Here is a 22463-nt window from a genome sequence, read left to right on the forward strand (position 1 = left end):
AAACGTTCTATCATAATTTGCCAATCGGCAGTTCTTAGAAATTTTCGATGCTTAATACCAACCAACAGGCAGAGAGGATTTCGGGATGAGCAGAATGGATTTCCTCCTGCACGATATTTAATTCAGGAGGAAAAAAATGAGCGAAAGAAAAACAGAAAAGCAGAGTTACAGAGCAGTAAGGAAAGCAGAGTGCGAAGAGATACGTCAGAAAACGAATCAAAAGATGAGTCAAAAGATGAATCAAAAGATGAACCAAAAGATGAAACAGGAGATGGATCAGAAAGTGCACCGGGAAATGCATCAGGAAGGTGTGCCGCAGCGGACCTACAAAGACCGGTTATTTCGGATGATATTTAAAGAAAAGGCCGAATTGCTGGGTCTTTACAATGCGATAAATCAGACACATTACACAGATCCAGAGGATCTGGAGATCAACACACTGGAAAATGCAGTCTATCTTAACATGAAAAACGATCTATCCTTTGTGATTCATACAGAGCTGTCGCTTTATGAGCACCAATCCACTTATAATCCAAATCTTCCGATTCGGGATCTGTTTTATGTTGCAAAGGTCTATCAGGGAATAACGAAAGATATGAATCTTTATGGTAGCCATCAGATTGAGATACCGACGCCAAGATTTATTACTTTTTATAACGGGATTGAGAAGCAGCCGGAGTGGAAGGAACTGAGACTGTCAGATGCATTCAGAAGGCAGGGCGGGAAAAACAAAGAACAGAAGGCGGGAAGTATCCGCGAAAAGACACTTGATGCTGGGGCGGAGGCTGCAGATAATAGTGAGGAAAGTCTGGAATTAAAGGTCTTGATGCTTAATATTAACCCCGGTTATAATGAAGAACTTATGAAAAGTTGTAAAACATTGCGGGAATATACGGCTTATGTGGATAAGGTTCGTACATATGAGAAGAGAATGAGTCTGGAGGATGCAGTAGAAAAAGCAATTGACGAGTGCATCAAAGAAAGCATATTGGAAGAGTTTCTGACGAAGTACAGGGCGGAGGCGAAGGACGTGAGTATATTTGAATATGATGAAGAAAAACATATGCAGCAGGAACGGGAAGAGTGGGAAAAGCGAGGAGAAAAGCGAGGCAGAAAACAGGGAATCAGTAAAATAAATCAGCTAAACCAGATGTTGATGAGGGATCAGAGGCTGGAGGAGCTGCAGCGGGCAACATGTGATGAGGAATATCAGATGAAATTATTGAAAGAGTATGGCTTGGATTAATAAAAATGCAAAGCGGCGAAGCAGTATAAAATCGGGTAGAATCTCTACTCGATTTTGCTTTCACCGACACGACTGCTCGGGGATATAGAATATACTTCAAGTGTTTATTTCAACTGTAAATGATATCAGGAAAATAAGAAGGTGGGAATGATGGATAATAGAATTACCAAAACAGAACGAATTGCAGCAATTCTGTTCCTGATAGTGGGAGCGCTCACGGTCATGGAATATGTGTTTGTGCGCGGGATGTTCACCGCGCCGATCATGATTGCGCTGTCGATTTTGGCGGGAGTGATAAATGTGGCAGCAGCGGCAGTGCATCGAAAGTGGATGAATGTTTTATTCTTTATTCTTCTGACGGTGGCATTGAACATGGGATACTTTACGATAGGCGGATATTAAAAAATGGAGAAAGAAATATCATCACAGATGTATGAGGGAAATACGGGAAACTTCTGCGCCCGGTTATGAGAAATTCCTCACTCACGGCAATCCAGCAGTCCATCATGAATTTTGGTATTCTGATGGTGCAGGGGCTGGTCAACAGCTTTGGATTCGAGGCAAGTGCCGCATTTGCGGTGGTGGTGTATTATCTTCGACGGCGAAAAGTGCTGTTGGGAAAAAAACAGAAACGAAACTGAACAATCGGCAGAAAGAATCAGACGAGAGAAGCAGAAGAAGCGAGCAGGAGAAGCACTTCACAGAAGGGAACAGGAGAAGGAAAGATGACAGGATTAAGTACATTATGCTATATCGAGCAGAACGGGCAGTATCTGATGCTGCACAGGACCGTAAAGAAACATGACGTCAATAAGGATAAATGGATTGGCGTTGGCGGACATTTTGAGGCGGATGAGAGTCCGGAGGAGTGTCTGCTGCGCGAGGTATGGGAGGAGACTGGATACACGCTGACTTCCTATCGATATCGGGGAATTGTTACTTTTGTATCCGGCAATGGCGTGACGGAATACATGTCTCTGTTTACAGCAGACGGATTTACCGGCGAACCAGTTGCCTGCGATGAGGGGCAGCTGGAGTGGGTGGATATCGAGCAGGTCTGGAATCTAAATATCTGGGAAGGGGATAAGATTTTCTTCCGGCTGATGGATGAGGATTATCCGTTCTTCTCGTTGAAGCTGGTCTATGATGGATCGGACAAGCTGGTATCAGCGGTTCTGGACGGAAAGCCAATGGAGCTGTTTGATATCCTGAACAGTGATGGAACAAAGAGCGGCATTGTGCGGGAGCGTGGTGTTGCTCACCGGGAGGGAAGCCTGCATGGAACGGTACACACCTGGGTAGTGCGGGAGCGTGAAGGCGGGAATTTTGATGTTCTTCTGCAGAAGCGCAGTGCCTGCAAGGATTCCAATCCGGGATGCTATGATATTTCTTCGGCGGGGCACGTGGGAGCAGGGGACACATTTCTTGAGAGCGCGGTACGTGAGATCGGTGAGGAACTGGGAATCGCGGCAGATCCGGAGGAACTGCAGTATATCGGCAGTCATAAGGGACAGTTTGAGGCGGTTTTCTACGACCGTCTGTTCCGGGACAATGAGTGGAGTGCAGTGTATTTATATATGAAGCCGGTGGAGATCGAAGGGCTGCACTTGCAGGCGTCGGAGGTGGAGGAGGTTATCTGGATGGACTACCGGGAATGTCTGCGGAAAGTGCAAGATCACAGTCTGCCAAACTGTATCTATGAGGACGAGTTCCGAATGGTCGGGGAGGTTCTCGGAATAAAGTGCGATTAAGGGGTTGAAAAAAATAGTCAATTCGGTATTCTGAAAGTATGGAAACTGACCGGAGCGGTTAGACCAGAATAGTCAGACTGAATCAACGAGAACAAAGCAGCAAGACAGAAGCAATAAGAATAAAGCGGCAAAATTGAAGCAGTAAGCATAAAGCAGCAAGATCGGAGTATCCAGCGGATCGGGAGGGCCAACGGACTTCAATAACCAATATGCGAGGTGATACCATGAATGAAAAATTTTATACACTTCCGGAGGAAAAACAGCAGAGTATTCTAAATTCTGCGATGGAGGTGTTTGCCCTAAATGAGTATAAGCGCGCGTCCACGGATCTGATCGCGGCGAAAGCGGGCGTCTCCAAGGGGCTGCTGTTCTATTATTTTCATAATAAAAAGGAACTGTACCTGTATCTTTACAATTATGTGGTGGATATTGTAAAGGCACAGGTTGTGGATCGACGGTTCAAAGAGATCATCGATTTCTACGAGCTGCTGCGCTACTCTGCCACGGAGAAGGTTAAGCTTCTCGAAAAGAATCCCTATATATTAGAGTTTGCAATCAAGACATTTTATTCGGAAAAGGAAGATGTATCGGAGGATCTGCAGAAGATGACAATCACGCAGACAAAGGCGATGTATAAGGAATACTTTGAACATCTGGATCTGTATAAGTTTAAGGATGAGGCAGATCCACTCTATATCTATAAGATGCTGGTATGGATGGCAGACGGTTACATGCATGATCTGAAAATGTGTGGGCGGGTGATCGAGCTGGAGGATATGATGGCACAGTTTGAGATATGGATGAGCATGCTAAAGAAGCTGACGTACAAGGAGGAATATCTGAATGAAAACCATAGAAATTGAACATATCACCAAGGATTACGGTCAGCACCGCGGTGTGTTTGACCTGAGCTTTGATGTGAGAAAGGGCGAGGTGCTCGGTTTCCTCGGACCAAACGGGGCGGGAAAGACAACCACGATCCGACAGCTCCTCGGATTTATCAAGCCGGATCAGGGTAAAGTGAATATTCTGGGAAAGGACTGCTTTGAGCAGGCTGATGAGATTAAAAAGAGCCTGGGATACCTTCCAGGGGAAATTGCATTTATTGATTCCATGAGCGGGATGGAGTTCATACGATTTGTGGCGAAGATGAAAAAGATGAAGGATCTGGGACGGGCACAGGAATTGATGGAGCAGTTTGAACTGAATGCCAATGGGAAGCTCAAGAAGATGTCCAAGGGAATGAAACAGAAGATCGGGATCGTCTGTGCGTTTATGCAGGATCCAGATATCCTGATACTGGACGAGCCGACCAGTGGACTGGATCCGCTGATGCAGAACCGGTTTGTGGAATTGATTCTGAGCGAGAAAAGAAGAGGGAAGACGATCCTCATGTCCTCCCACATCTTCGAGGAGGTAGAGCGCACCTGTGACCGGGCGGTGATCATTCGCGGCGGTGAGCTGGTCGCAGTGGATACCATGGAGAGCCTGTGCAGCGGGAAACAGAAACGGATGGAGATCACATTTGCAGATACGGCTATGGCAGCAGGCTATGTATCCGGATTTGCAAAGGCTGTGCAGGACGAGCAGGATGGACGCAGGGTTACGATGAAGGTCGGAAGAGATATTGATGAAGCCGTCAAAAAAGCCGGGGCGTTCACGGTGGTGGATCTGAACGTTCACACCCAGTCTCTGGAAGATTTCTTTCTGCATTTTTATGGAGGTGACCAATCGTGATGAATCTGACATTATATAAAAAAGAGTGGAAGGCAAACTGGATCCTTCTGGCGATCTTTATGGCAGTGCTGACCATGTATGCGACTATGATCATTGCTATGTTCGATCCGAAGATGGGGGACAGCCTGCAGGAGATGGCGGCCAGCATGCCGGAGGTCTTTGCGGCGTTTGGCATGGCAGATGTGGGGCAGACGCTACTGGAGTTTACCACCGGTTATCTGTACGGAATATTGCTGACGGCATTTCCGGCGGTATACATTATCATTCTGAGCAATCGTCTGGTGGCACGGTATGTGGACAATGGTTCCATGGTTTATCTGCTTGCCGCACCGGATAAAAGAGGGAAAATCGTTGGAACACAGATGATTTTTCTTGTGACAAGTCTGCTGCTGATGCTGGTCTATGTAAGCGGCGTGATTCTGGCAACGGCACACCTGCTGTTTCCGGGCGAGATGGATATTCCGGGGTTCCTCCGGGTAAATGCAGGTCTGTTTGGACTGTGGATCATGGTGGGCGGTGTCTGTTTCCTGTCTTCCTGCGTCTTTAATGAGTCAAAGATGGCAGTGGGAATCAGTTCTGCGTTTGTGGTATACTCTCTGCTGGTGCAGATGATCTCCCAGGTTGGAGAAAAGTTTGAGGGATTGAAGTATGCTACGCCGATGACCCTGTATGCAGTGGACGGACTGATTGCGAAGGACGGGCAGGCGTGGCTGACGTGCGCAATCATGTACGGTGTCGGAATTCTGTGCTTCGCGGCGGGGATTGCGGTATTCAGGAAAAAGAATCTGCCGATATAAGGGCGGTATAAAAAAAGAGTGGAACACAGCAAAATTTCCAGACAGGACGGATTGCTGTGTGCCACTCTTTTTGACGTGCGTAAGCATATCCCGCTTCAAGTGCTCAGAATAAGAGGTGGATTCTGAAGGTCCCCTGTACGGTGGTCTGTGCTGCACAAAAACGTAAAATGATTTTACATTTCTTTAACCGATTTTTAAATTCTATTTGCAGACAACTTTACATTGGATGCGTATACTTGACAAAGTGTCTTGAAGGAAGGGAGAGAAAAAAGTGTCAGAAATTACGTTGAAAAATATTTGTAAGCAGTATGATGATGAGCACTATGCCGTAAAGGATTTTAATCTGGACATCCATGACAAGGAGTTTGTCATTTTTGTGGGACCCTCCGGATGTGGAAAGTCTACCACGCTCCGGATGATTGCCGGGCTGGAAGATATCAGCGATGGAGAATTATGGATTGATGATGAACTGTGCAACTATCTGGAGCCGAGAGACCGTGGTATGTCTATGGTATTTCAGAACTATGCACTGTACCCGAACATGACGGTGTATGACAATATGGCATATGCATTGAAGATTCGCAAAATGCCGAAAGCGGAGATTGACGAGAAGGTTCATCAGGCGGCGAAAACGCTTGAGATCGAACATCTGTTAAAACGCAGACCGGGAGCTCTGTCAGGGGGACAGAAACAGCGTGTGGCAATCGGGAGCGCGATCGTGCGCAAGCCGAAAGCATTTCTTATGGATGAGCCACTGTCCAATCTAGATGCAAAGCTCAGGGCGCAGATGCGTATTGAATTGTCGAAGCTTCACAGAGAACTGGGAACGACAATCATCTATGTGACCCACGATCAGACGGAGGCCATGACGTTGGGGACTCGGATCGTGGTCATGAAAGACGGCATCGTACAGCAGGTGGCTGAGCCGCAGAAACTCTACAACAATCCGGCAAACCTGTTTGTAGCGGGATTTGTGGGATCTCCGTCCATGAACTTCTGCGACTGCTATGTGGAGCGGGAGGGCGACCGATGTACGCTCAGACTTGGCAGCAGAGATTCAGAGAGAAAGATTTATCTGGATGGTGTCAAGGCCGGAATGCTGAATATGTTCCACGCGGATGAGCAGGTGACTCTGGGAATCCGTCCTGAGGATATTTATGAGTATGAAGAGGCAGCAGCCGGCGGCTTCGAGAAAAACACCATCGGTATGGTGAAAAAGGTTGAGACCCGCGAGATGCTTGGCGCGGAGGTGGCTCTTTATTTTGAAGAGCAGGGCAGTACATTCGGAGCGAGACTGAAGCCGGAAAACAACACGCAGGTCGGAGAAGAGGTCGCGTTGTATTTTGACCCGGATAAGATCTATGTGTTTGACAAGATTACAGAAGAAAATATTTTTTATAAAGAAGGAATGTAGAGATGAAAACAAAAAAAGGAATGAATGTCACACCATATTTTTATCTGATTCCGAGTATGCTGGTGTTTGCGGTATTCTTGTTTTACCCGTTTTTCAAGACCATTTATCTGAGCTTGTATAAAACGAACAAACTGGGAGAGGCAAAGATTTTTGTAGGGCTTGGAAACTATACGGAACTTCTCACATCGGCAAGTTTCCGAAACAGTTTGAAGGTTACGATGATCTTCGTGGTGATCGTGGTAATCGGCGGTATGCTTCTCGGGCTGCTCACAGCTGTGCTGTGTAACAAAGCGTTTCCGGGAATCCGTGTTTTCAGTACAGCTTATGCGCTCCCGATGGCAATCGCATCCAGCTCGGCTGCTATGATTTTCCAGATTATGCTTCACCCGGCTGTAGGTATTGTAAACAAGCTTCTGGGGCTGGACATCAACTGGCTGAATGATCCGAACACGGCATTGTACTGTGTGGCGATCCTGACGGCATGGCTGAACAGCGGAATCAACTTCCTGTATTTTTCGGCAGGACTTGGCAACATTGATGAATCGCTTTATGAGAGGGCATCTGTGGACGGGGCAAACGGGATTCAGAAATTCTTTTCCCTGACACTTCCGGGACTGTCACCGATCATGTTCTATACACTGGTCGTAAACATTATCCAGGCATTCCAGTCTTTTGGCCAGATCAAGATCCTGACCGAAGGCGGTCCGAGTGAGAGCACGAATGTAATCGTGTATTCTATTTATCGGGATGCATTTTTTAACTACAGATTCGGAAGTGCATCTGCGCAGTCCGTGATTCTGTTTGTGATCATCATGCTGATTACACTGGTGATGTTCCGGATTGAGAAGAAAGGAGTGAGCTACTAATGAGTCAGACAGCAAGCATGACGTTAAAAAGAAAAGGAGCTATGACTCAGGAAGAACTCCTGGAGTTGAAACAAAAGATGAGTGCGAAGGCACTCACGAAGAGAAGAACAAAGACAGGACTCCGGATCGCAGCCAATGTCGCGGTGGCCCTGGTGGTACTGCTCCCGCTGCTCTATGCACTGAGCATCGCATTTATGCCGTCCAGCGAATTATTTACGACGGAGATGAATCTGCTGCCGAAAAGTCCGACGCTGAAAAATTTTGCGGACGCATTTACCCAGGTACCGTTGCTTCGCTTTATTGTGAACTCGTTTATCATGGCAGGATGCATCACCATCGGACAGATTATTTCCTGCTCTCTGTCGGCATTTGCATTCTCATTTCTGGAATTTAAGGGAAAAGGAATCCTTTTCATGATCGTTATGGCGACCATGATGGTGCCGGGTGAGGCAACCATTATCTCCAACTACCTGACAGTCGGAAACTGGGGAATGCTTGATACATATCCGGTACTGATTATTCCGTACCTCACATCGGCGATGGGAATCTTTTTGTTTCGTCAGTTCTATATGACATTTCCGATGTCACTTTTCGAGTCGGCAAAATTAGACGGGTGCTCCAATCTCAGATTTATTGTATCCATTCTGACACCGCTGACAAAATCTGCCATCGGAGCCATGGCAGTTTATACCTTCATCAACGCATGGAATATGTACATGTGGCCACTGCTTGTTACCGGATCAGACCAGAAGAGAACGGTTCAGATCGGTATCAGTATGCTGAGCGCGGTAGATTCGCAGTCCATCACATTGATGATTGCAGGAGTAGTTATGATTATTATCCCGTCCATTTCCATCTTCATCTTTGGACAGAAGCAGCTGATCCGCGGAATGTTCTCCGGAGCAGTAAAGGGTTAAGAAGTCATTTTACTATATGTGCTAAGAGAAATCCGCCGCAGGTGGGAGAAAACTTAGTGTTTACAATGAAAAAATTATGAAATATGAGGAGAAAAAAATTATGAAAAAAAGAATTGTTGCTGCACTTATGGCAGCTACTATGACAATTGGTCTGCTGTCCGGATGCGGCGGTAAGACAACAGCAGAGGCGACAAGCGGTGCTGCAGGCTCTACATCGGACGCGGTTGCATCAGACGCTGCTATGGCAGATGCATCTGAGGTGGACGGAACAGAGATTACTTTCTGGCATTCCATGGGTGGTGTCAACGGTGCAGCAATCGACACACTGGTAAAAAAATTCAATGACGAAAATGAATTGGGAATTACAGTGAACTCACAGTACCAGGGAGAGTATGATGACTCTCTGAATAAGCTGAAAAGTGCGCAGATTGGAAATATGGGAGCAGATCTCGTACAGGTTTATGAAATCGGAACAAGCTTTATGAAAGATTCCGGCTGGATCGTACCAATGCAGACAATGATCGACGCAGACTCTTACGATGTGTCCCAGATCGAACCGAACCTTTCTGCATACTACACAGTAGATAATCAGCTGTATTCTATGCCGTTCAACTCATCTACACCAATTATGTACTACAATAAGGATATGTTTGCCGCTGCAGGAATCACAGATGTTCCGGACAGCCTGGAGGCAATCGGTGAAGTGGGCGACAAGCTGCAGAGTGCAGGAGCAGGTGAAGCAATTTCTCTTGGTATCTACGGATGGTTTTTCGAGCAGCTCATCAGCGAGCAGGGACTTGACTATGCAAACAATGGAAATGGTCGTGACGAGGCAGCGACAGCAGTAGAATTTGACTCAAACGGTGCAGCAAAAAATATTCTTACAGAATGGAAAGCACTTTATGATGCAGGATATGCTCCGAATGTAGGACGTGGCGGAGATTCAGGCCTGGCAGACTTCTCCGCAGGAAAATCAGCAATTACACTTGGATCTACAGCATCTCTGAAACAGATTCTTCAGGATGTAAACGGCAAGTTTGAAGTTGGAACGGCTTACTTCCCGAAAGTGAAATCCAGCGATCAGGGTGGTGTATCCATCGGTGGAGCATCTCTGTGGGCACTTGACAACCAGGATCCTAAAAAGCTTCGTGCTACATGGGAATTTGTGAAATTCCTGATCTCTCCGGAGTCACAGGCATACTGGAACGCACAGACAGGTTACTTCCCGGTAACAGTAGCAGCACAGGATGAGGCTGTATTTAAAGACAACATCGCACAGTATCCACAATTCCAGACGGCAATCGATCAGCTGCATGATTCAAAACCGGAGTATGCGGGCGCACTGCTCAGCGTATTCCCGGAGGCAAGAGCTACAGCCGAGACCGAGATTGAGACTATGCTGAACGGAACAGAGGATGTGGACACTGCGGTGAAGAACATGGCAGAATCAATCAACAAGTCTATCGAAGAATACAATCTGGTAAATGAGTAAGCGATACCGGATATCTGCAGCTGCATGGCATGCGGGCATCATCGGAAGGTATCAAAAAAGATGAGATAAAAAGAATAAGATAAAAAAGATACAGCAGGGCGCTTTGCTCTGCTGTATACTATATTTGTGCAGACAAATACGGAAGCTACTGCAGCCTTACAAAAGCTGCGCAGGGTTACAGGAAAATAGGAAAGCGGATTCCGAGTGTCCGCCTGATGAAAAAGAAAGGCAGGGTGATACAGATGAGACAAACAGAAATATTTGCACACAGAGGTGCTAGCCATTATGCACCGGAGAACACAATAGAGGCATTTTCTCTGGCGAAAGAGCAGGGGGCGGACGGTGTGGAACTGGATGTCCAGCTGACGAAGGACGGGCAGGTCGTGGTCATTCACGACGAGACCATTGACCGGGTCAGCGACGGCAGTGGATTTGTGAAGGATCACACGCTCGAAGAACTGAAAACATTTTCGTTTCACAATCATATGGAGCAGTTTCGCGGGGCAAAAATCCCCACGCTGAAAGAGGTACTGGAACTTCTGAAGCCGTTTGGGATGAAGGTGAATATCGAGTTGAAAACCGGAATCTACTGGTATCCGGGAATTGAGGAGAAGACATTAAAGATCGTGCAGGACTGCGGAATGGAAAGCAGAGTGATCTATTCTTCCTTCAACCATTATAGTATCCAGCGCGTCAGAGAGCTGAAGCCTGAGGCAGAGACCGCTTATCTGTTCGGTGACGTGATGCTTCAGGTGGAGGAATATGCAAAAAAGACAGGGGTGAAGGGGCTTCATCCTGCACTGTATCATGTGAAAATGGCAGAATTTTTAAGGGAATATCTTGAGAGCGGACTGGCAGTCCGGGTTTGGACTGTCAATGAGCCGGAGGATATGAAGCTGCTGATGGATGCAGGAGTGACGGCGCTCATCACGAACAAGCCGGATGTGGCCAGGCAGGTGTTCGGATAGCCGCCACATTTTTCATGTAATAGGAAAGTTCTCTGAACTTTCCTATTACATAAAACCCTCCGGGGGATGCGCACTACGCACAAATGGAATATGGTCACTGAGGTGACCGCGCTTTGGCGCGAGAGTTTCGCTTGCGAAACTCTTTGTTCAGTGCGTACTGCAAACGCAGGAGCATAAATGCTCCAAGCGTTTCACTTGGTGTATTACATCACACTACTTGTAAATCTCTGTATTACAGCAGGAATATAAGTCCTGCATGGCAAAGTCTAACCAACAGCCATTACCTAGTCCTTGGATGCGAAGTGGTAACATCAGCATTAAGCGTAGGGCGGGGAACATCAGAGCCAGAATTAATATATGAAGCCATACAGCCCCGAAATCATCAGTTGGGAGAGCCGATTCCGTTGAACTCGAAGCAGGCAGAAATGTTGGATTCGTTATGGTAAGAATACAGCAGACTTCCCGGGGTCTCAGGGACTGGCGAGGATGTACAGGAATACAGAGGGACAGTAGAGACCCTGTTAAATCTGAGTAAATCAGTACGGGAACAAGTCCTTAGAAAGACGAGGTAACCGAAAGTTTAACAGGGAGTCCGACCGTTTCATAGTACCGTAGAAATCTGTGAAAGCAGACGGAGGGAAGGGAACGGCATTATACAGACCTGCCCATGATGCAGGTAATCAGACAGGAGCTGAAAACATGCTGGAAGCAGAATTGGACAGGATAAGCAATTATTCAAAGAGAAACATCAAGGTAGAGAATCTTGCGTGCCTAATCACAAAAGAGAACCTTGAAGAAATCCATCGCAAGATGGATGGAAAGAAAGCAGTGGGAGTAGACCATGTGTCAAAAGCAGAGTATGATGAGCGGTTACAAACGAATCTAAATACTCTGATTAAAAGAATGAAAAGTCAATCATACCACCCACAATCATGCAGACGTGTTTACATTGATAAACCAGGTAGCAATAAGAAAAGACCTCTTGGTATATCCTGCTATGAGGATAAACTGGTAGAAAATAATGTCGCTGCAATACTGAATGCAATCTATGAAGAGAAACAATATGATTTCTCTTATGGTTTTCGACCAAAGAGGAATTGCCATCAGGCAATAAAAGAAATCTGCAAGCACCTGCGTAGCGATAAAGTAAGCTATGTTGTAGAAGCAGATATTCGCTCATTCTTTGATAGTATGGACCATGAATGGCTGATAAAGTTTCTTGAGCATGATATAGCAGACAAGAGATTTATAGAAATCATTCGCAGAATGCTAAAAGCAGGGATACTTGAAAATGGAAAACTCCTAGAGCATGAAGCAGGCTCTCCACAGGGAAATGGCAGTTCTCCCGTACTTGCAAATGTGTACCTGCACTATGTGCTTGATATGTGGTTTGAGATTCGCATGAAGAAGCAATTCCGTGGGGAGGCGTATCTCATTCGATACGCCGATGATTACGTGGGAATGTTTCAATACAAGGCTGATGCAGAACTGTTTTATGCGCAGATGCGTGAAAGATTTATGAAATATGGGTTAGAACTTGCAGAAGAGAAAACAAGGATACTAGAATTTGGCAGATTTGCGGCAACCAATAGAAAAGTACGCAATGAGGGAAAGCCAGAGAGTATTGATTTTCTGGGATTTACTCTGTACTGTAGCACTAACAAGTGGGGGAAGTTTACAGTTAAGCTGAAAACGAACCGCAAGAAGATGAAAACAAAGCTAGTGAAGCTAAATATTTGGCTTAGGGACAATCGAGAGCTTGGAGCAGTAGAGATGATAAAGAGAATTAATCTGTCGCTAAATGGTCATTACCGCTACTATGGTGTATCTTACAACTTTAGGTGCATGAGAGGATTTCGTTTTCAAGTAATAAAATATCTATTCAAATGGCTTAATAGAAGAAGCCAAAAGAAAAGCTATACTTGGAAACAATTTAAGGATTTATTGAAGTATTACCCGATTGTGTATCCTAAGATATACGTGAATCTATTTGAATAATGTAAATGTGTAGTGAAGAGCCGGATGCGGTAGTTCCGCAAGTCCGGTTCTGTGGGGGGCATGGCAGGTGACTGCTGTGTCTACCTAAGAAAAGGATGACCTGAACACAGGAAAAGGGCGAATAGACTAAGTTAATTATGGCTCTGAATATTGCAATATGCGGAGACATCTGTTAAAATAAAAAAAGCACATATTCACGAGAAAACATACAGGCGGACTGCAGAAGTCCGCCTGACTTTAGCATATAGGAGGAAAAAATTGTATCAGATAATCACAGACGGGTCGTGTGACCTGGGAGAAGAATGGGCAGAAAAACTTGGTGTGGAGGTTGTTCCGTTTTCCGTTTCACTGGATGGAGAGACATATCGGAAAGAGATAGAGGAAATCGGGGTCAGAGAATTTTATGAATTTATGGTGAAGAATCCGAAAGTATTTCCGAAGTCTTCACTTCCGTCGGTTCAGGATTATATAGAAGTGTTTACAAAGTACGCGAAGCAGGGGATTCCGATGATCTGCATCTGTATTACTGCCAAATTCAGCGGATCCTTCAACTCAGCCATGAATGCGAAGGAGATTGTGCTGGAGGAATGTCCAGGTGCACAGATCACGGTGGTGGATTCCATGGTCAATACTGTGCTGTAGGGAACACTGGTCATGGAACTGGTCCGCAATCAGCGAGCAGGTGCTTCTTATGAAGAGATTTTGAACAAAATTGAGGAGATTAAGACCACGGGAAGAATTTTCTTTACGGTGGAAAACATTAATTATCTCACAAAAGGTGGAAGAATTGGCAAGCTGGCGGGAGTCGCAACCGGAGCGCTGAGCATCCGGCCGCTGATCGTGCTGAAGGAAGGCGAGATTTTCCCGAGCGGAATCACCAGAGGACGTGAAAAGTCAAAGAAAAAAGTGACCGAACAGATTTTGAAATATATCCGTGACAACGGCAATGATCCGGATGCGTTTGCGATCAACGTCGGCTATGGATACGATCTGGAAGAGGGAAAAGCGTTTCAGGAGCATTTCATAGAATTAGTAAAGAAAGAATGGCCGGATGCGAAGGCCGAGGTCGGTATCCTCCAGATTGGAGCGACAATCGGTGTACATACAGGACCACATCCGCTGGGATTCGGGATTATAAAGAAATAATAGACAGAGGCAAAAAGAGAGCAAAAAGGGACAGGTCAGGGGGCAATTGGGGACGTAGCAAAGTGACACTTTGCTACGTCCCCAATTGCCCCCTGACCTGTCCCTTTTTGCTCTCTTTTGCCGGTTTCGGCGATAAGACTATATCAATCCTCCGTTTTTCAATATGAAAATCCATACGGTAAGTGTGACAGACGAGAGCAGTGTCGCGAGCACTACGATGCTGGAGGTCAGGATTTCATCGTTGTCCATGTTTTTTGCCATGATATAGCAGCTTACCGTTGTTGGAGAACCGGCGACGATGAGAATCGATATCAGAGCGCTGTCGCGAAATCCCATGGCGACCGCCGCGGGAAGAATCAGAGCCGGCAGGATCACCAGCTTGATAGCGGTGGCGAGCAGCGTCGGTTTGATTCTGGTCAGCGCTTTCTTTCCCTCGAACTCCGCGCCGATCATGAGGAGCGCAATTGGAGTGGCGGTATTGGCTACGCTGGTCAGTGCCTTCAGTGGAATCTCCGGAATGGAAATCTGGAAAAATGAGAAGGGGAGTCCCGCCAGAATCCCGAGAATGATCGGATTCGTGATAATGTTCTTGAGGGTCTTTTTGGCAAGCTCACGCCCGGTGCTGTCTGCTGTACGACTTCTGGCACCGAAGGTCAGAATGATGACAGAGTAAATGTTATACAGTGGAATGGCCGCGACGATCATGAGGGGAGCAAGTCCCGAGTTTCCGTAAATGTTTTCCACAAAAGCGATGCCAAGGATTGCTCCACTGCCGCGCACAGCCGCCTGGGAAAATGCACCTACCATGGATTTATCTTTCATAAAGAGGTTTGTCAGTGCCCAGACTCCCATGAACATGATGGTGGTTACTGCCGCGCAGAAGATGACGAAGCTCCAGTCAAAATCCTTGTGCAGATCCATGGTGGCGATGTCCCGAAAGAGCAGAACCGGAAGGGCCACCTTGAAAACATACCGGTCTGCGATGGTGCAGAAATTGGCGTTGAACAGTTTCATCTGCATTAAAAACCAACCAAACACCATGACTAAAAAAATAGGGATGGTTGCGTTGAGGCTGAAAATTAAATTATTCATAATTATAAGTATCTCCTGATTATTTATCGCTTTATTATAGCAAATTGATCTGTAAATAGCAATTACAACGATGAGCAGGAGTGTACAAACGATGGGCAGGCGTGGATTCCGAACGATGAGCAGGAGTGGATCATGAAGCTCCGTTTTATAAGGATATAATTTCTATTTTGACCGGTCCCGAACAGCTGTCAACCCTTGAAAAAACAGGACAAAAAGCGTGGCACTAACCCATGGTGCCAAATCTACGTTTCTATTGATTGAAAAATGGGCCCCGATGAGGTTATAATGACATTAACACAAGAGATTGATTGGCCAATCATACCTCAGATACATAGAAATAGTATGTAACCTAAAAGTGATGAGAATTGGAAGAGGTGTGAAATCAATGAAAGAAAAAGTACAAGTTTTTGGAAGATTTTTAAGCGGTATGGTTATGCCGAATATCGGTGCGTTTATCTCATGGGGATTAATTACTGCACTATTTATTGAGACAGGGTGGATGCCAAATGCAACCCTTGCAAAGATGGTAGGTCCTATGTCACAGATGTTACTGCCGCTGTTGATTGCATATACAGGCGGTAAAGTTGTTCATGACCACCGTGGTGGTGTAATCGGCGCGATTGCGACGATGGGTGTAATTGTTGGAGCTGATATCCCGATGTTTATCGGAGCGATGGTTGTCGGACCACTGTCAGCATGGATTTTAAAGAAATTTGATAAATGGGCAGAGAATAAAGTAAAAGCAGGCTTCGAGATGCTGGTTAACAACTTTTCTCTTGGTATTTTAGGAGCACTTCTTGCAGTGCTTGCAATGTACGGTGTGACACCACTTGTGTCTGGCCTGAACTCTGTAATGGAGGCTGGTGTTGGATTTTTCGTAGACCATGGTCTGCTTCCACTGGCAAGTATCTTTATTGAACCTGCAAAAGTACTGTTTTTGAATAACGCAATTAACCACGGAATTTTATCACCAATGGGAATCCAGCAGGTAGAAGAGCTGGGCAAATCAATTTTCTTCCTGCTGGAAGCAAATCCGGGACCGGGACTTGGAGTTCTTCTCGCTTATTGTATCGCAGGAAAAGGAAATGCAAAGAGTACAGCACCAGGAGCAGCGATCATTCACTTCCTCGGTGGTATCCATGAAATTTACTTCCCATACATTCTGATGAACCCATTGCTTCTTATTGCGACAATAGCAGGTGGAGCAAGCGGAATCTTCTGCTTTAGCCTGTTCAATGTAGGCCTTACAGCACCGGCTGCACCGGGAAGTATTATTGCAATTCTGATGATGTGTGAGAGACACAGCTACTTAGGTCTGTTGATTGGTGTGGCAGTGGCAACAGTAGTATCATTTTTTATCTCACTGTTCATCCTGAGATTTGCAGGCAAAGATGCATCCCTTGAAGATGCACAGGCAAAGAAAGACAGCATGAAAAAGGAATCCAAAGGAATCGCTACAGCAGAAGCTGGAAATGCAGCAGCAGAAGGCGGACAGAAGAACGGCATCTCCCGTGCAAATGTACATAAAATCGCATTTGCCTGCGATGCAGGAATGGGATCCAGCGCAATGGGTGCAACAGTATTGAAAAAGAAACTGACAGCTGCAGGAATTACAGATATCGAAGTAATCCATACACCGGTGTCCTCTATTCCACAGGATGTTCAGGTTGTAGTAACACATCAGGAACTGGGAGCTCGTGCAGCACACAGCAATCCAGATGCGGAGTTAGTATTGATCACAAACTTCCTCGGAGCACCGGAGTACGATACGCTGGTTGACAAATTACGATAATAATTGGATATAGACGGAGCAGTGCTATGAGAATCTGAACTTTATATCAGAGGACGCTGCGTTTGTAATTCCTCCGTTGGAGACATTACAAATAATAAAAAACAGACAAAAAACAAACGGAGAGCATCAGCAGGAGCGCCTGCTGTATGCTTTTCGTTTGTTTTATTTGCTATTCGGCAGGGGACAAGTTATAATAGGGGCGAAGAAATAATGGGGGGTGTGGTAATCTGCGTGTTTGTGGTGGAGTTGCAATGAATGATAAACCGCAGCAGTTACCCGAAAAGAGAAGGTATTACAAAATGAAAAAGACAATACATAAAATTGGAAAGTTTTACAGCAAGATTATTATGAAATATATCGGAATTTTCCTGTTCATTGGTTTTTCATCTGTGCTGTTTGGAAAAAACGGATGGATTCCCAATGAGAGCCTGAACCAGATCTCAGGTCTGGCGTACAGTGTTGTGATTCCCTGCCTGATCGGCTATGCCGCCGGCGAGAATCTTGGCGGGGACTCAGGTGGCGTCGTTGGGGTGCTGGCAACCATCGGTATGATTGTAGGGAATGACCGCATGGGAATCCTGGGAGCGATGATCCTGGGACCGATGGGCGGCCTCAGTGCCAAAATTGTGATTCAGCCGGTCATTGACCGGACAAAGGCAAGTCTGCAGATGCTGGTGCGCAATATTCTGCTGGCAGTGCTGGGCGGTATCTGCTGCATGGTGGGATTCTTTCTGCTGGCGCCGGTTTTAGGAGGAATGTCGGCCTGGCTGTCACATGCGCTGAAAATTATGATTGCAGAGAAATGGATTGTGCTGAGCAGCGTTCTGATCGAGCCTGCCAAGGTCCTGTTCCTGAACAACGGAATCAATCATGCAATTCTGACTCCTCTTGGAATCCAACAGGTGGAAGAGAGCGGCAAGTCGATATTGTTTTTGCTGGAGACGAATCCGGGGCCGGGCATGGGACTGCTGTTGTCTCTACTCTGTTATAAAAAAACGAGGAAAGAGCAGTACGCCACAGGTTTGTTCGTGCAGGGAATCGGCGGAATACATGAGGTCTATTTTCCATTTGTTCTGTCGGAACTCCGTCTGCTGATCGCATTGATTGCGGGGGGAATGGTCGGAACCTTCTGCTTTGCCGTGACGGGAGTGGGGCTGCGGGCACCGATCTCACCGGGAAGTCTGATTACCCTGTTTTTGATGGCGGATTTGGAGGACTATCCGGGACTTATGCTGGGGGTCGCGGCATCTGCGGCGGCAGCCTTTGCAGTGGGCTGGCTGATGCTTGCAGTGAAGAAGAAAAATGCGGGGAAATTAATAATGGAAGAGGAAAAAGAAAAGGGCATGTCACCGATTCATAAAATCGGTTTTGTCTGTGACGGAGGTGTCGGCTCCAGTGTAATGGGGGCGGCGCTGTTTCGAAAAAAAGCGGCACAGAGGGGAATGGAAGGATTGGAAGTGAAGGCTTATGCGGTAGATCAGATACCGGATGGTCTGGAGATGATCGTGTGCCAGAAGGATTTTGCGGATATGATACCGGAATCCTGCCAGACAATGGAACTCTTTGCATTGGATAATCTGGTCAGCAGCGAGAGCTATGGAAACCTTCTGGATGAGATTCAAAAAAGAAACGGGTGAAGAGCATGAATTTTACAACACGGATGAGGCAGATGCTGACTGTACTGCTGCAGGAAGATACGCCGGTCTCTGTCAAATATCTTGCAGAGCAGGTTGGGGTGAGTAAGCGGACGATGCAGAGAGAATTGGAATATATTGATTCTGATTTGCGCGGCTATCCGATTACTTTTAAGAGCAAAACCGGTGTGGGGGTCTGGCTGGAGGGAACGAAAGAGGACAAGGAGCAATTCCTGTCCAGTCTGGATGAAAACAAAGATAATATCGATATGATGAACAAAGAAGAACGCCGTAAAAGGCTGATTCTGGAAATACTCAAGGACAAAGGCCTGAAGAAGCTGTTTCACTACAGCAGTCAATTTCAGGTCAGCGAGGCAACGATCAGCAACGATCTGGAGGCGGTGGAAGAATGGCTGAACCAGCAGAACCTGCGCGTAGTCCGCAAGCCGGGCAGTGGTGTGCTGATCGAGGGAGTGGAGGAGGATTACCGCAAGGCTATCCGGGTTTTTATCGGCGAGAACATGAATGCGGATTTTATCAAAGAATCCTATGAACTTCAGGAGAGCGGGCCCGGAAGAGAGCGGGGAATCGAAAAGCTGAAGAAAAGTGAAATCGGTCAGGTCCTGAACGAGGACATTCTGGGGAAGGTGGTCAACACGGTCATAAGCCTCAATGACGCACGCGTGCTGAATCTGACGGAGAACGCATACGTGGGTCTCGTGCTTCATATCTCGATTGCAATCAATCGGATCCTTAAGGGCGAGGTGCTTGGGCAAAATGAAGCTTTGATTGCCGATGTGGCAAAGGACAAGGACTTTGAACTGGCGGAAGAGATTGTAGAAGCGCTGGAGGCGGAGTTTGAAATTGTGATTCCGGAGATGGAAATTTATTATATTTGTCTGCATATCAAAGGCGCAAAGCATCAGAAAATAGAACTGGATTCCCGGAACTCGGTGGAGAGCGAGACAAGGAATCTGCAGCGGCTGGTGAATGAGATGATCGATGCATTCGACGAGGAACTGGCATATCTGCTCAAGCAGGATGACGAGTTTATTCAGGGACTGCTCGCGCATCTGCAGCCAACCGTTATTCGTATCCGTTATCACATGCAGATTCAGAACCCGGTTCTGCAGGAAATAAAAGAGAGCTATCAGGAGGTCTATGAAAAGTGCCGGAAAGTGGCGGAGGTACTGGGCAAATGGATTGGAAAGCCGGTGCCCGATGCGGAGACTGGATTTCTTGCGGTTCACTTTGGCGCGGCACTTGTGCGTCTAGAGGATCGGCGGGAAATTTTTCGTCAGGTCACTGTCGGAGTAGTCTGTGCCAGCGGGATTGGTATTTCCCGGCTGATGGCCTCAAAGATTGAGAAGGCATTTAAGAACAGAGTGCAGCTGGTTACTTATGGAAAAGGTGATCTCACGCCGTTTATCCTGTCCAGCACCGATTTCTTCGTGTCGAGTATTGCGGTGGAGGAGACTCAGGGGGACGTGATTTTCGTGAACCCATTGCTGAATGATGAGGATATGGAACACATTCGGGACAAGGTACGTTACTATGAGCGGACGCCGAAGGAAAAACAGGAAAGTCCGGCAAGCCTGCAGCTGGAAGAGACCAACTTTGTGGCGCATCAGATCCACCTGATCGTAGATCATATGGGATATTTTGCGGTAAATGCAGACATAAGATTTGAGGATCTGGTAGAGCAGATCGGAGACCGGATGGCCGGCTATGAGGATCAGAAGACAAGCATTGTGTACGATATTCTGAACCGTGAGAAGCTGGGGACACAGATTTTTGCAGAGTTTGGATTCGGTCTGCTGCACACGCGGACAGAGGGAGTAACGCGCCCGGAATTTGCAGTGTGCAGACCGGTGCAGGGCAATCAGTTTCAAGATCCTTATTTTAAAGGGATACAGGTGGTTCTTGTCATGTTGATCCCGGTGGACGAACATATCCGGGAGAACAGTGATATCCTTGGGTTTATCAGCAGTACGATGATTGAGGATGAGTCGTTTCTGGATACTATGCTGACCGGGGATGTGGAACGGATGAAGGAACATCTGTTGGCGACACTGAAAATATACTTCTATCATTATCTGGGGCGCTTGTAGAGAGAGAAAACACAGAGCCATCGCATTTATTTGCGGTGGCTCTGTGTTTTGTTTTCGGACTGCAGGTTTTTCCGCAGTCGGGAAGGGGTGGTGTGGAATTTGGCTGCGAATAATTTTCGGAAGAGCTTATAGTTGGAGAAGCCGTGCAGATCCAGCAGGTATTGAATGGGCTGTTCCGTGGCGATCAGGTCATTGTAAAAATGGGATAGCCGTATTTCATTCATATATTCCAGACACGTAAGTCCCATGTTTTTCTTGAACAGGCGGCAGAAATATTCAAACTGGAACCCGGCTATGTCGGCGATCTCATGCAGAGAAAGCGGCTCCGTGTAATGCTCCTGAATATAATCCAGCACGGGTTCCAGCTTGTTTAAATCTTTTGCCTTTTTCTGCATGGAGGACTGGAAATCCTGTGTACGGAAGTTGTGATAGAGCTGATAGAGGAGCTTGAACAGAAGGCTTGTGAACTGAAGTTTTTCTCCATCCGGATGGTATTCATTTACAACCAGCATCTGCTGAAGAGTTTCTTTTAACTGCAAAAGCTTGGTTTTCACGAGCGAATCTTCTGAAAAACAGTCTACGGAAAAAATATAATCATCCATATCAGGTATATAACGTTTTAAAAATGGATAAGGAATCTGGACCAGTATAGATTCATTCGGGGCGGTGCATATGGTGGAATGCACTACCTGGGAATTTATAAGGATAATATCGTCCTGTTTATAATGCAGCGTCTGCTTTCCAATAGAAACATCCAATTTCCCATTTAAAAGAAGAATCAATTCGATATCGTTATGCCAATGGTTGGAGACCAGGCGGCCCTGGTCAAAATAGTGCTCAAAATAAATATCCCCGGAAGGATCTATTTTGACAAGCTCATATTCTAAAGGCTTATTTTCTGCATTTCCCATACCATCCCTCCTGTATTTTTCATATTATTATATAAAAACAGTATGGCAGTTAAAAATAAAAAAGTCAATATTGACCTATTGATGTGTCAAAAAAATATCTACAAATGAAGTAAAAACCGTAGTATATTCTATTTGTAACAAATCAAGAGCGCGCTTGATGAGTAGTTTTTCCGGCTGCTACAATGGCAGGAGAATAAAAAATGAATTAGGGATGGAGAAAACTCATGGAAAACAAGTCAAAATTAACATTTAGAAAAATAATTGAAAGATTTTCGTAACTGTTCAGAACCCCCTTGGGGAACTAATTAATTTTTGTACAAAACAGAGAATTTTTAAAACCTGTTTTGCGATATTATTTCGGTAATTGGTGGATAACCAATTGTTTGTGATTGAATAATTTAATTCATTGTGGATTACTCTTTCAATCTTTCAAATAACTCTGATTCAAAGCCAAATTCTATGGCTTTTGAATATATTTAACAACAACTGAACATTGAAAAACATTACTTATCCACAGTCATTTTCACCATAGGTGAATCTATGTGAATTCGCTTTTTTCCTGAGTTTTTAGTACAATGGAGACATAAAACA

General features: G+C 46.0%; 17 protein-coding genes and 2 pseudogenes. 17 read left to right on the forward strand and 2 right to left on the reverse strand.

Going from position 1 to position 22463, the window contains the following annotated elements; all coding sequences use genetic code 11:
* The first annotated feature begins 136 nt into the window (after positions 1 to 136).
* The 14 genes and pseudogenes from BUB85_RS16670 to BUB85_RS16735 all read left to right on the forward strand — a co-directional run bounded on the left by BUB85_RS16670 (position 137) and on the right by BUB85_RS16735 (position 14332).
* Complete coding sequence (locus tag BUB85_RS16670; protein WP_242945466.1) at positions 137 to 1246, forward strand: hypothetical protein; 1110 nt, start codon at positions 137 to 139, stop codon at positions 1244 to 1246.
* A 147-nt stretch (positions 1247 to 1393) separates the two neighbouring features.
* Positions 1394 to 1648, forward strand: a complete 255-nt coding sequence (locus tag BUB85_RS16675; RefSeq protein WP_143160760.1) for a hypothetical protein — start codon at positions 1394 to 1396, stop codon at positions 1646 to 1648.
* A gap of 71 nt (positions 1649 to 1719) precedes the next feature.
* A pseudogene (locus BUB85_RS22660) lies at positions 1720 to 1833 on the forward strand (MATE family efflux transporter); the annotation flags it as partial.
* A 138-nt stretch (positions 1834 to 1971) separates the two neighbouring features.
* Positions 1972 to 2997, forward strand: a complete 1026-nt coding sequence (locus BUB85_RS16685; RefSeq protein ID WP_073112589.1) for an NUDIX domain-containing protein — start codon at positions 1972 to 1974, stop codon at positions 2995 to 2997.
* 224 nt (positions 2998 to 3221) lie between these two features.
* Positions 3222 to 3860 carry a TetR/AcrR family transcriptional regulator gene (locus BUB85_RS16690; protein WP_073112613.1) on the forward strand — a complete coding sequence of 213 codons (639 nt, stop codon included), beginning with the start codon at positions 3222 to 3224 and terminating at the stop codon, positions 3858 to 3860.
* A complete protein-coding gene (locus BUB85_RS16695; RefSeq protein ID WP_073112591.1) occupies positions 3841 to 4734 on the forward strand; it encodes an ABC transporter ATP-binding protein in 894 nt (297 codons plus the stop codon). The genes BUB85_RS16690 and BUB85_RS16695 overlap by 20 nt, the downstream gene beginning before the upstream one ends.
* Entirely contained in the window at positions 4734 to 5531 is a 798-nt protein-coding gene (locus BUB85_RS16700; RefSeq protein ID WP_200803586.1) for an ABC transporter permease subunit, read from the forward strand. Before BUB85_RS16695 ends, BUB85_RS16700 begins: the two co-directional genes overlap by 1 nt.
* A gap of 271 nt (positions 5532 to 5802) precedes the next feature.
* Positions 5803 to 6945: an ABC transporter ATP-binding protein gene (locus BUB85_RS16705; RefSeq protein ID WP_073112595.1), complete on the forward strand. Its 1143-nt coding sequence runs from the start codon at positions 5803 to 5805 to the stop codon at positions 6943 to 6945.
* A 2-nt stretch (positions 6946 to 6947) separates the two neighbouring features.
* Positions 6948 to 7811, forward strand: coding sequence for a carbohydrate ABC transporter permease (locus BUB85_RS16710; RefSeq protein WP_073112597.1), 864 nt, complete (start codon positions 6948 to 6950; stop codon positions 7809 to 7811).
* Between the two features lie 41 nt (positions 7812 to 7852).
* Positions 7853 to 8728, forward strand: coding sequence for a carbohydrate ABC transporter permease (locus BUB85_RS16715; RefSeq protein WP_408607105.1), 876 nt, complete (start codon positions 7853 to 7855; stop codon positions 8726 to 8728).
* Between the two features lie 100 nt (positions 8729 to 8828).
* Positions 8829 to 10220, forward strand: a complete 1392-nt coding sequence (locus BUB85_RS16720) for an ABC transporter substrate-binding protein (RefSeq protein ID WP_073112615.1) — start codon at positions 8829 to 8831, stop codon at positions 10218 to 10220.
* 242 nt (positions 10221 to 10462) lie between these two features.
* Positions 10463 to 11188: a glycerophosphodiester phosphodiesterase gene (locus BUB85_RS16725; protein WP_073112617.1), complete on the forward strand. Its 726-nt coding sequence runs from the start codon at positions 10463 to 10465 to the stop codon at positions 11186 to 11188.
* A gap of 621 nt (positions 11189 to 11809) precedes the next feature.
* Complete coding sequence (ltrA, locus tag BUB85_RS16730) at positions 11810 to 13186, forward strand: group II intron reverse transcriptase/maturase (RefSeq protein ID WP_242945467.1); 1377 nt, start codon at positions 11810 to 11812, stop codon at positions 13184 to 13186.
* A gap of 321 nt (positions 13187 to 13507) precedes the next feature.
* Positions 13508 to 14332 (forward strand): annotated as a pseudogene (locus tag BUB85_RS16735) (DegV family protein).
* Between the two features lie 138 nt (positions 14333 to 14470).
* On the opposite strand, the gene BUB85_RS16740 reads toward BUB85_RS16735, so the two are convergent.
* Positions 14471 to 15424 (reverse strand): AEC family transporter, encoded by a 954-nt coding sequence (locus tag BUB85_RS16740; protein WP_073112601.1) that lies wholly within the window; start codon positions 15422 to 15424, stop codon positions 14471 to 14473.
* Between the two features lie 385 nt (positions 15425 to 15809).
* On the opposite strand from BUB85_RS16740, the gene BUB85_RS16745 reads away from it, so the two are divergent.
* The 3 genes from BUB85_RS16745 to BUB85_RS16755 all read left to right on the forward strand — a co-directional run bounded on the left by BUB85_RS16745 (position 15810) and on the right by BUB85_RS16755 (position 20961).
* On the forward strand, positions 15810 to 17216 hold the full coding sequence (locus tag BUB85_RS16745; protein ID WP_073112603.1) for a PTS mannitol transporter subunit IICB: 1407 nt from the start codon (positions 15810 to 15812) through the stop codon (positions 17214 to 17216).
* Positions 17217 to 17515: 299 nt separating this feature from the next.
* Entirely contained in the window at positions 17516 to 18853 is a 1338-nt protein-coding gene (locus BUB85_RS16750) for a PTS mannitol transporter subunit IICB (protein ID WP_143160761.1), read from the forward strand.
* A 5-nt stretch (positions 18854 to 18858) separates the two neighbouring features.
* Positions 18859 to 20961 carry a BglG family transcription antiterminator gene (locus BUB85_RS16755; protein WP_073112607.1) on the forward strand — a complete coding sequence of 701 codons (2103 nt, stop codon included), beginning with the start codon at positions 18859 to 18861 and terminating at the stop codon, positions 20959 to 20961.
* Positions 20962 to 20987: 26 nt separating this feature from the next.
* Here the strand turns inward: BUB85_RS16755 and BUB85_RS16760 are convergent, their stop codons facing one another.
* Entirely contained in the window at positions 20988 to 21872 is an 885-nt protein-coding gene (locus BUB85_RS16760) for an AraC family transcriptional regulator (protein ID WP_073112609.1), read from the reverse strand.
* Positions 21873 to 22463: the final 591 nt, after the last annotated feature.

The organism is Hespellia stercorisuis DSM 15480 (genome assembly GCF_900142165.1).
Lineage (GTDB): Bacteria > Bacillota > Clostridia > Lachnospirales > Lachnospiraceae > Hespellia > Hespellia stercorisuis.

What these genes read in the sequence shown, in the direction of transcription:
- BUB85_RS16670 (WP_242945466.1), top strand. Translation starts at nt 137, where the DNA reads ATGAGCGAAAGAAAAACAGAAAAGCAGAGTTACAGAGCAGTAAGGAAA.
- BUB85_RS16675 (WP_143160760.1), top strand. Translation starts at nt 1,394, where the DNA reads ATGATGGATAATAGAATTACCAAAACAGAACGAATTGCAGCAATTCTG.
- BUB85_RS16685 (WP_073112589.1), top strand. Translation starts at nt 1,972, where the DNA reads ATGACAGGATTAAGTACATTATGCTATATCGAGCAGAACGGGCAGTAT.
- BUB85_RS16690 (WP_073112613.1), top strand. Translation starts at nt 3,222, where the DNA reads ATGAATGAAAAATTTTATACACTTCCGGAGGAAAAACAGCAGAGTATT.
- BUB85_RS16695 (WP_073112591.1), top strand. Translation starts at nt 3,841, where the DNA reads ATGAAAACCATAGAAATTGAACATATCACCAAGGATTACGGTCAGCAC.
- BUB85_RS16700 (WP_200803586.1), top strand. Translation starts at nt 4,734, where the DNA reads ATGAATCTGACATTATATAAAAAAGAGTGGAAGGCAAACTGGATCCTT.
- BUB85_RS16710 (WP_073112597.1), top strand. Translation starts at nt 6,948, where the DNA reads ATGAAAACAAAAAAAGGAATGAATGTCACACCATATTTTTATCTGATT.
- BUB85_RS16715 (WP_408607105.1), top strand. Translation starts at nt 7,853, where the DNA reads ATGACTCAGGAAGAACTCCTGGAGTTGAAACAAAAGATGAGTGCGAAG.
- BUB85_RS16720 (WP_073112615.1), top strand. Translation starts at nt 8,829, where the DNA reads ATGAAAAAAAGAATTGTTGCTGCACTTATGGCAGCTACTATGACAATT.
- BUB85_RS16725 (WP_073112617.1), top strand. Translation starts at nt 10,463, where the DNA reads ATGAGACAAACAGAAATATTTGCACACAGAGGTGCTAGCCATTATGCA.
- BUB85_RS16740 (WP_073112601.1), bottom strand. Translation starts at nt 15,424, where the DNA reads ATGAATAATTTAATTTTCAGCCTCAACGCAACCATCCCTATTTTTTTA.
- BUB85_RS16745 (WP_073112603.1), top strand. Translation starts at nt 15,810, where the DNA reads ATGAAAGAAAAAGTACAAGTTTTTGGAAGATTTTTAAGCGGTATGGTT.
- BUB85_RS16750 (WP_143160761.1), top strand. Translation starts at nt 17,516, where the DNA reads ATGAAAAAGACAATACATAAAATTGGAAAGTTTTACAGCAAGATTATT.
- BUB85_RS16755 (WP_073112607.1), top strand. Translation starts at nt 18,859, where the DNA reads ATGAATTTTACAACACGGATGAGGCAGATGCTGACTGTACTGCTGCAG.
- BUB85_RS16760 (WP_073112609.1), bottom strand. Translation starts at nt 21,872, where the DNA reads ATGGGAAATGCAGAAAATAAGCCTTTAGAATATGAGCTTGTCAAAATA.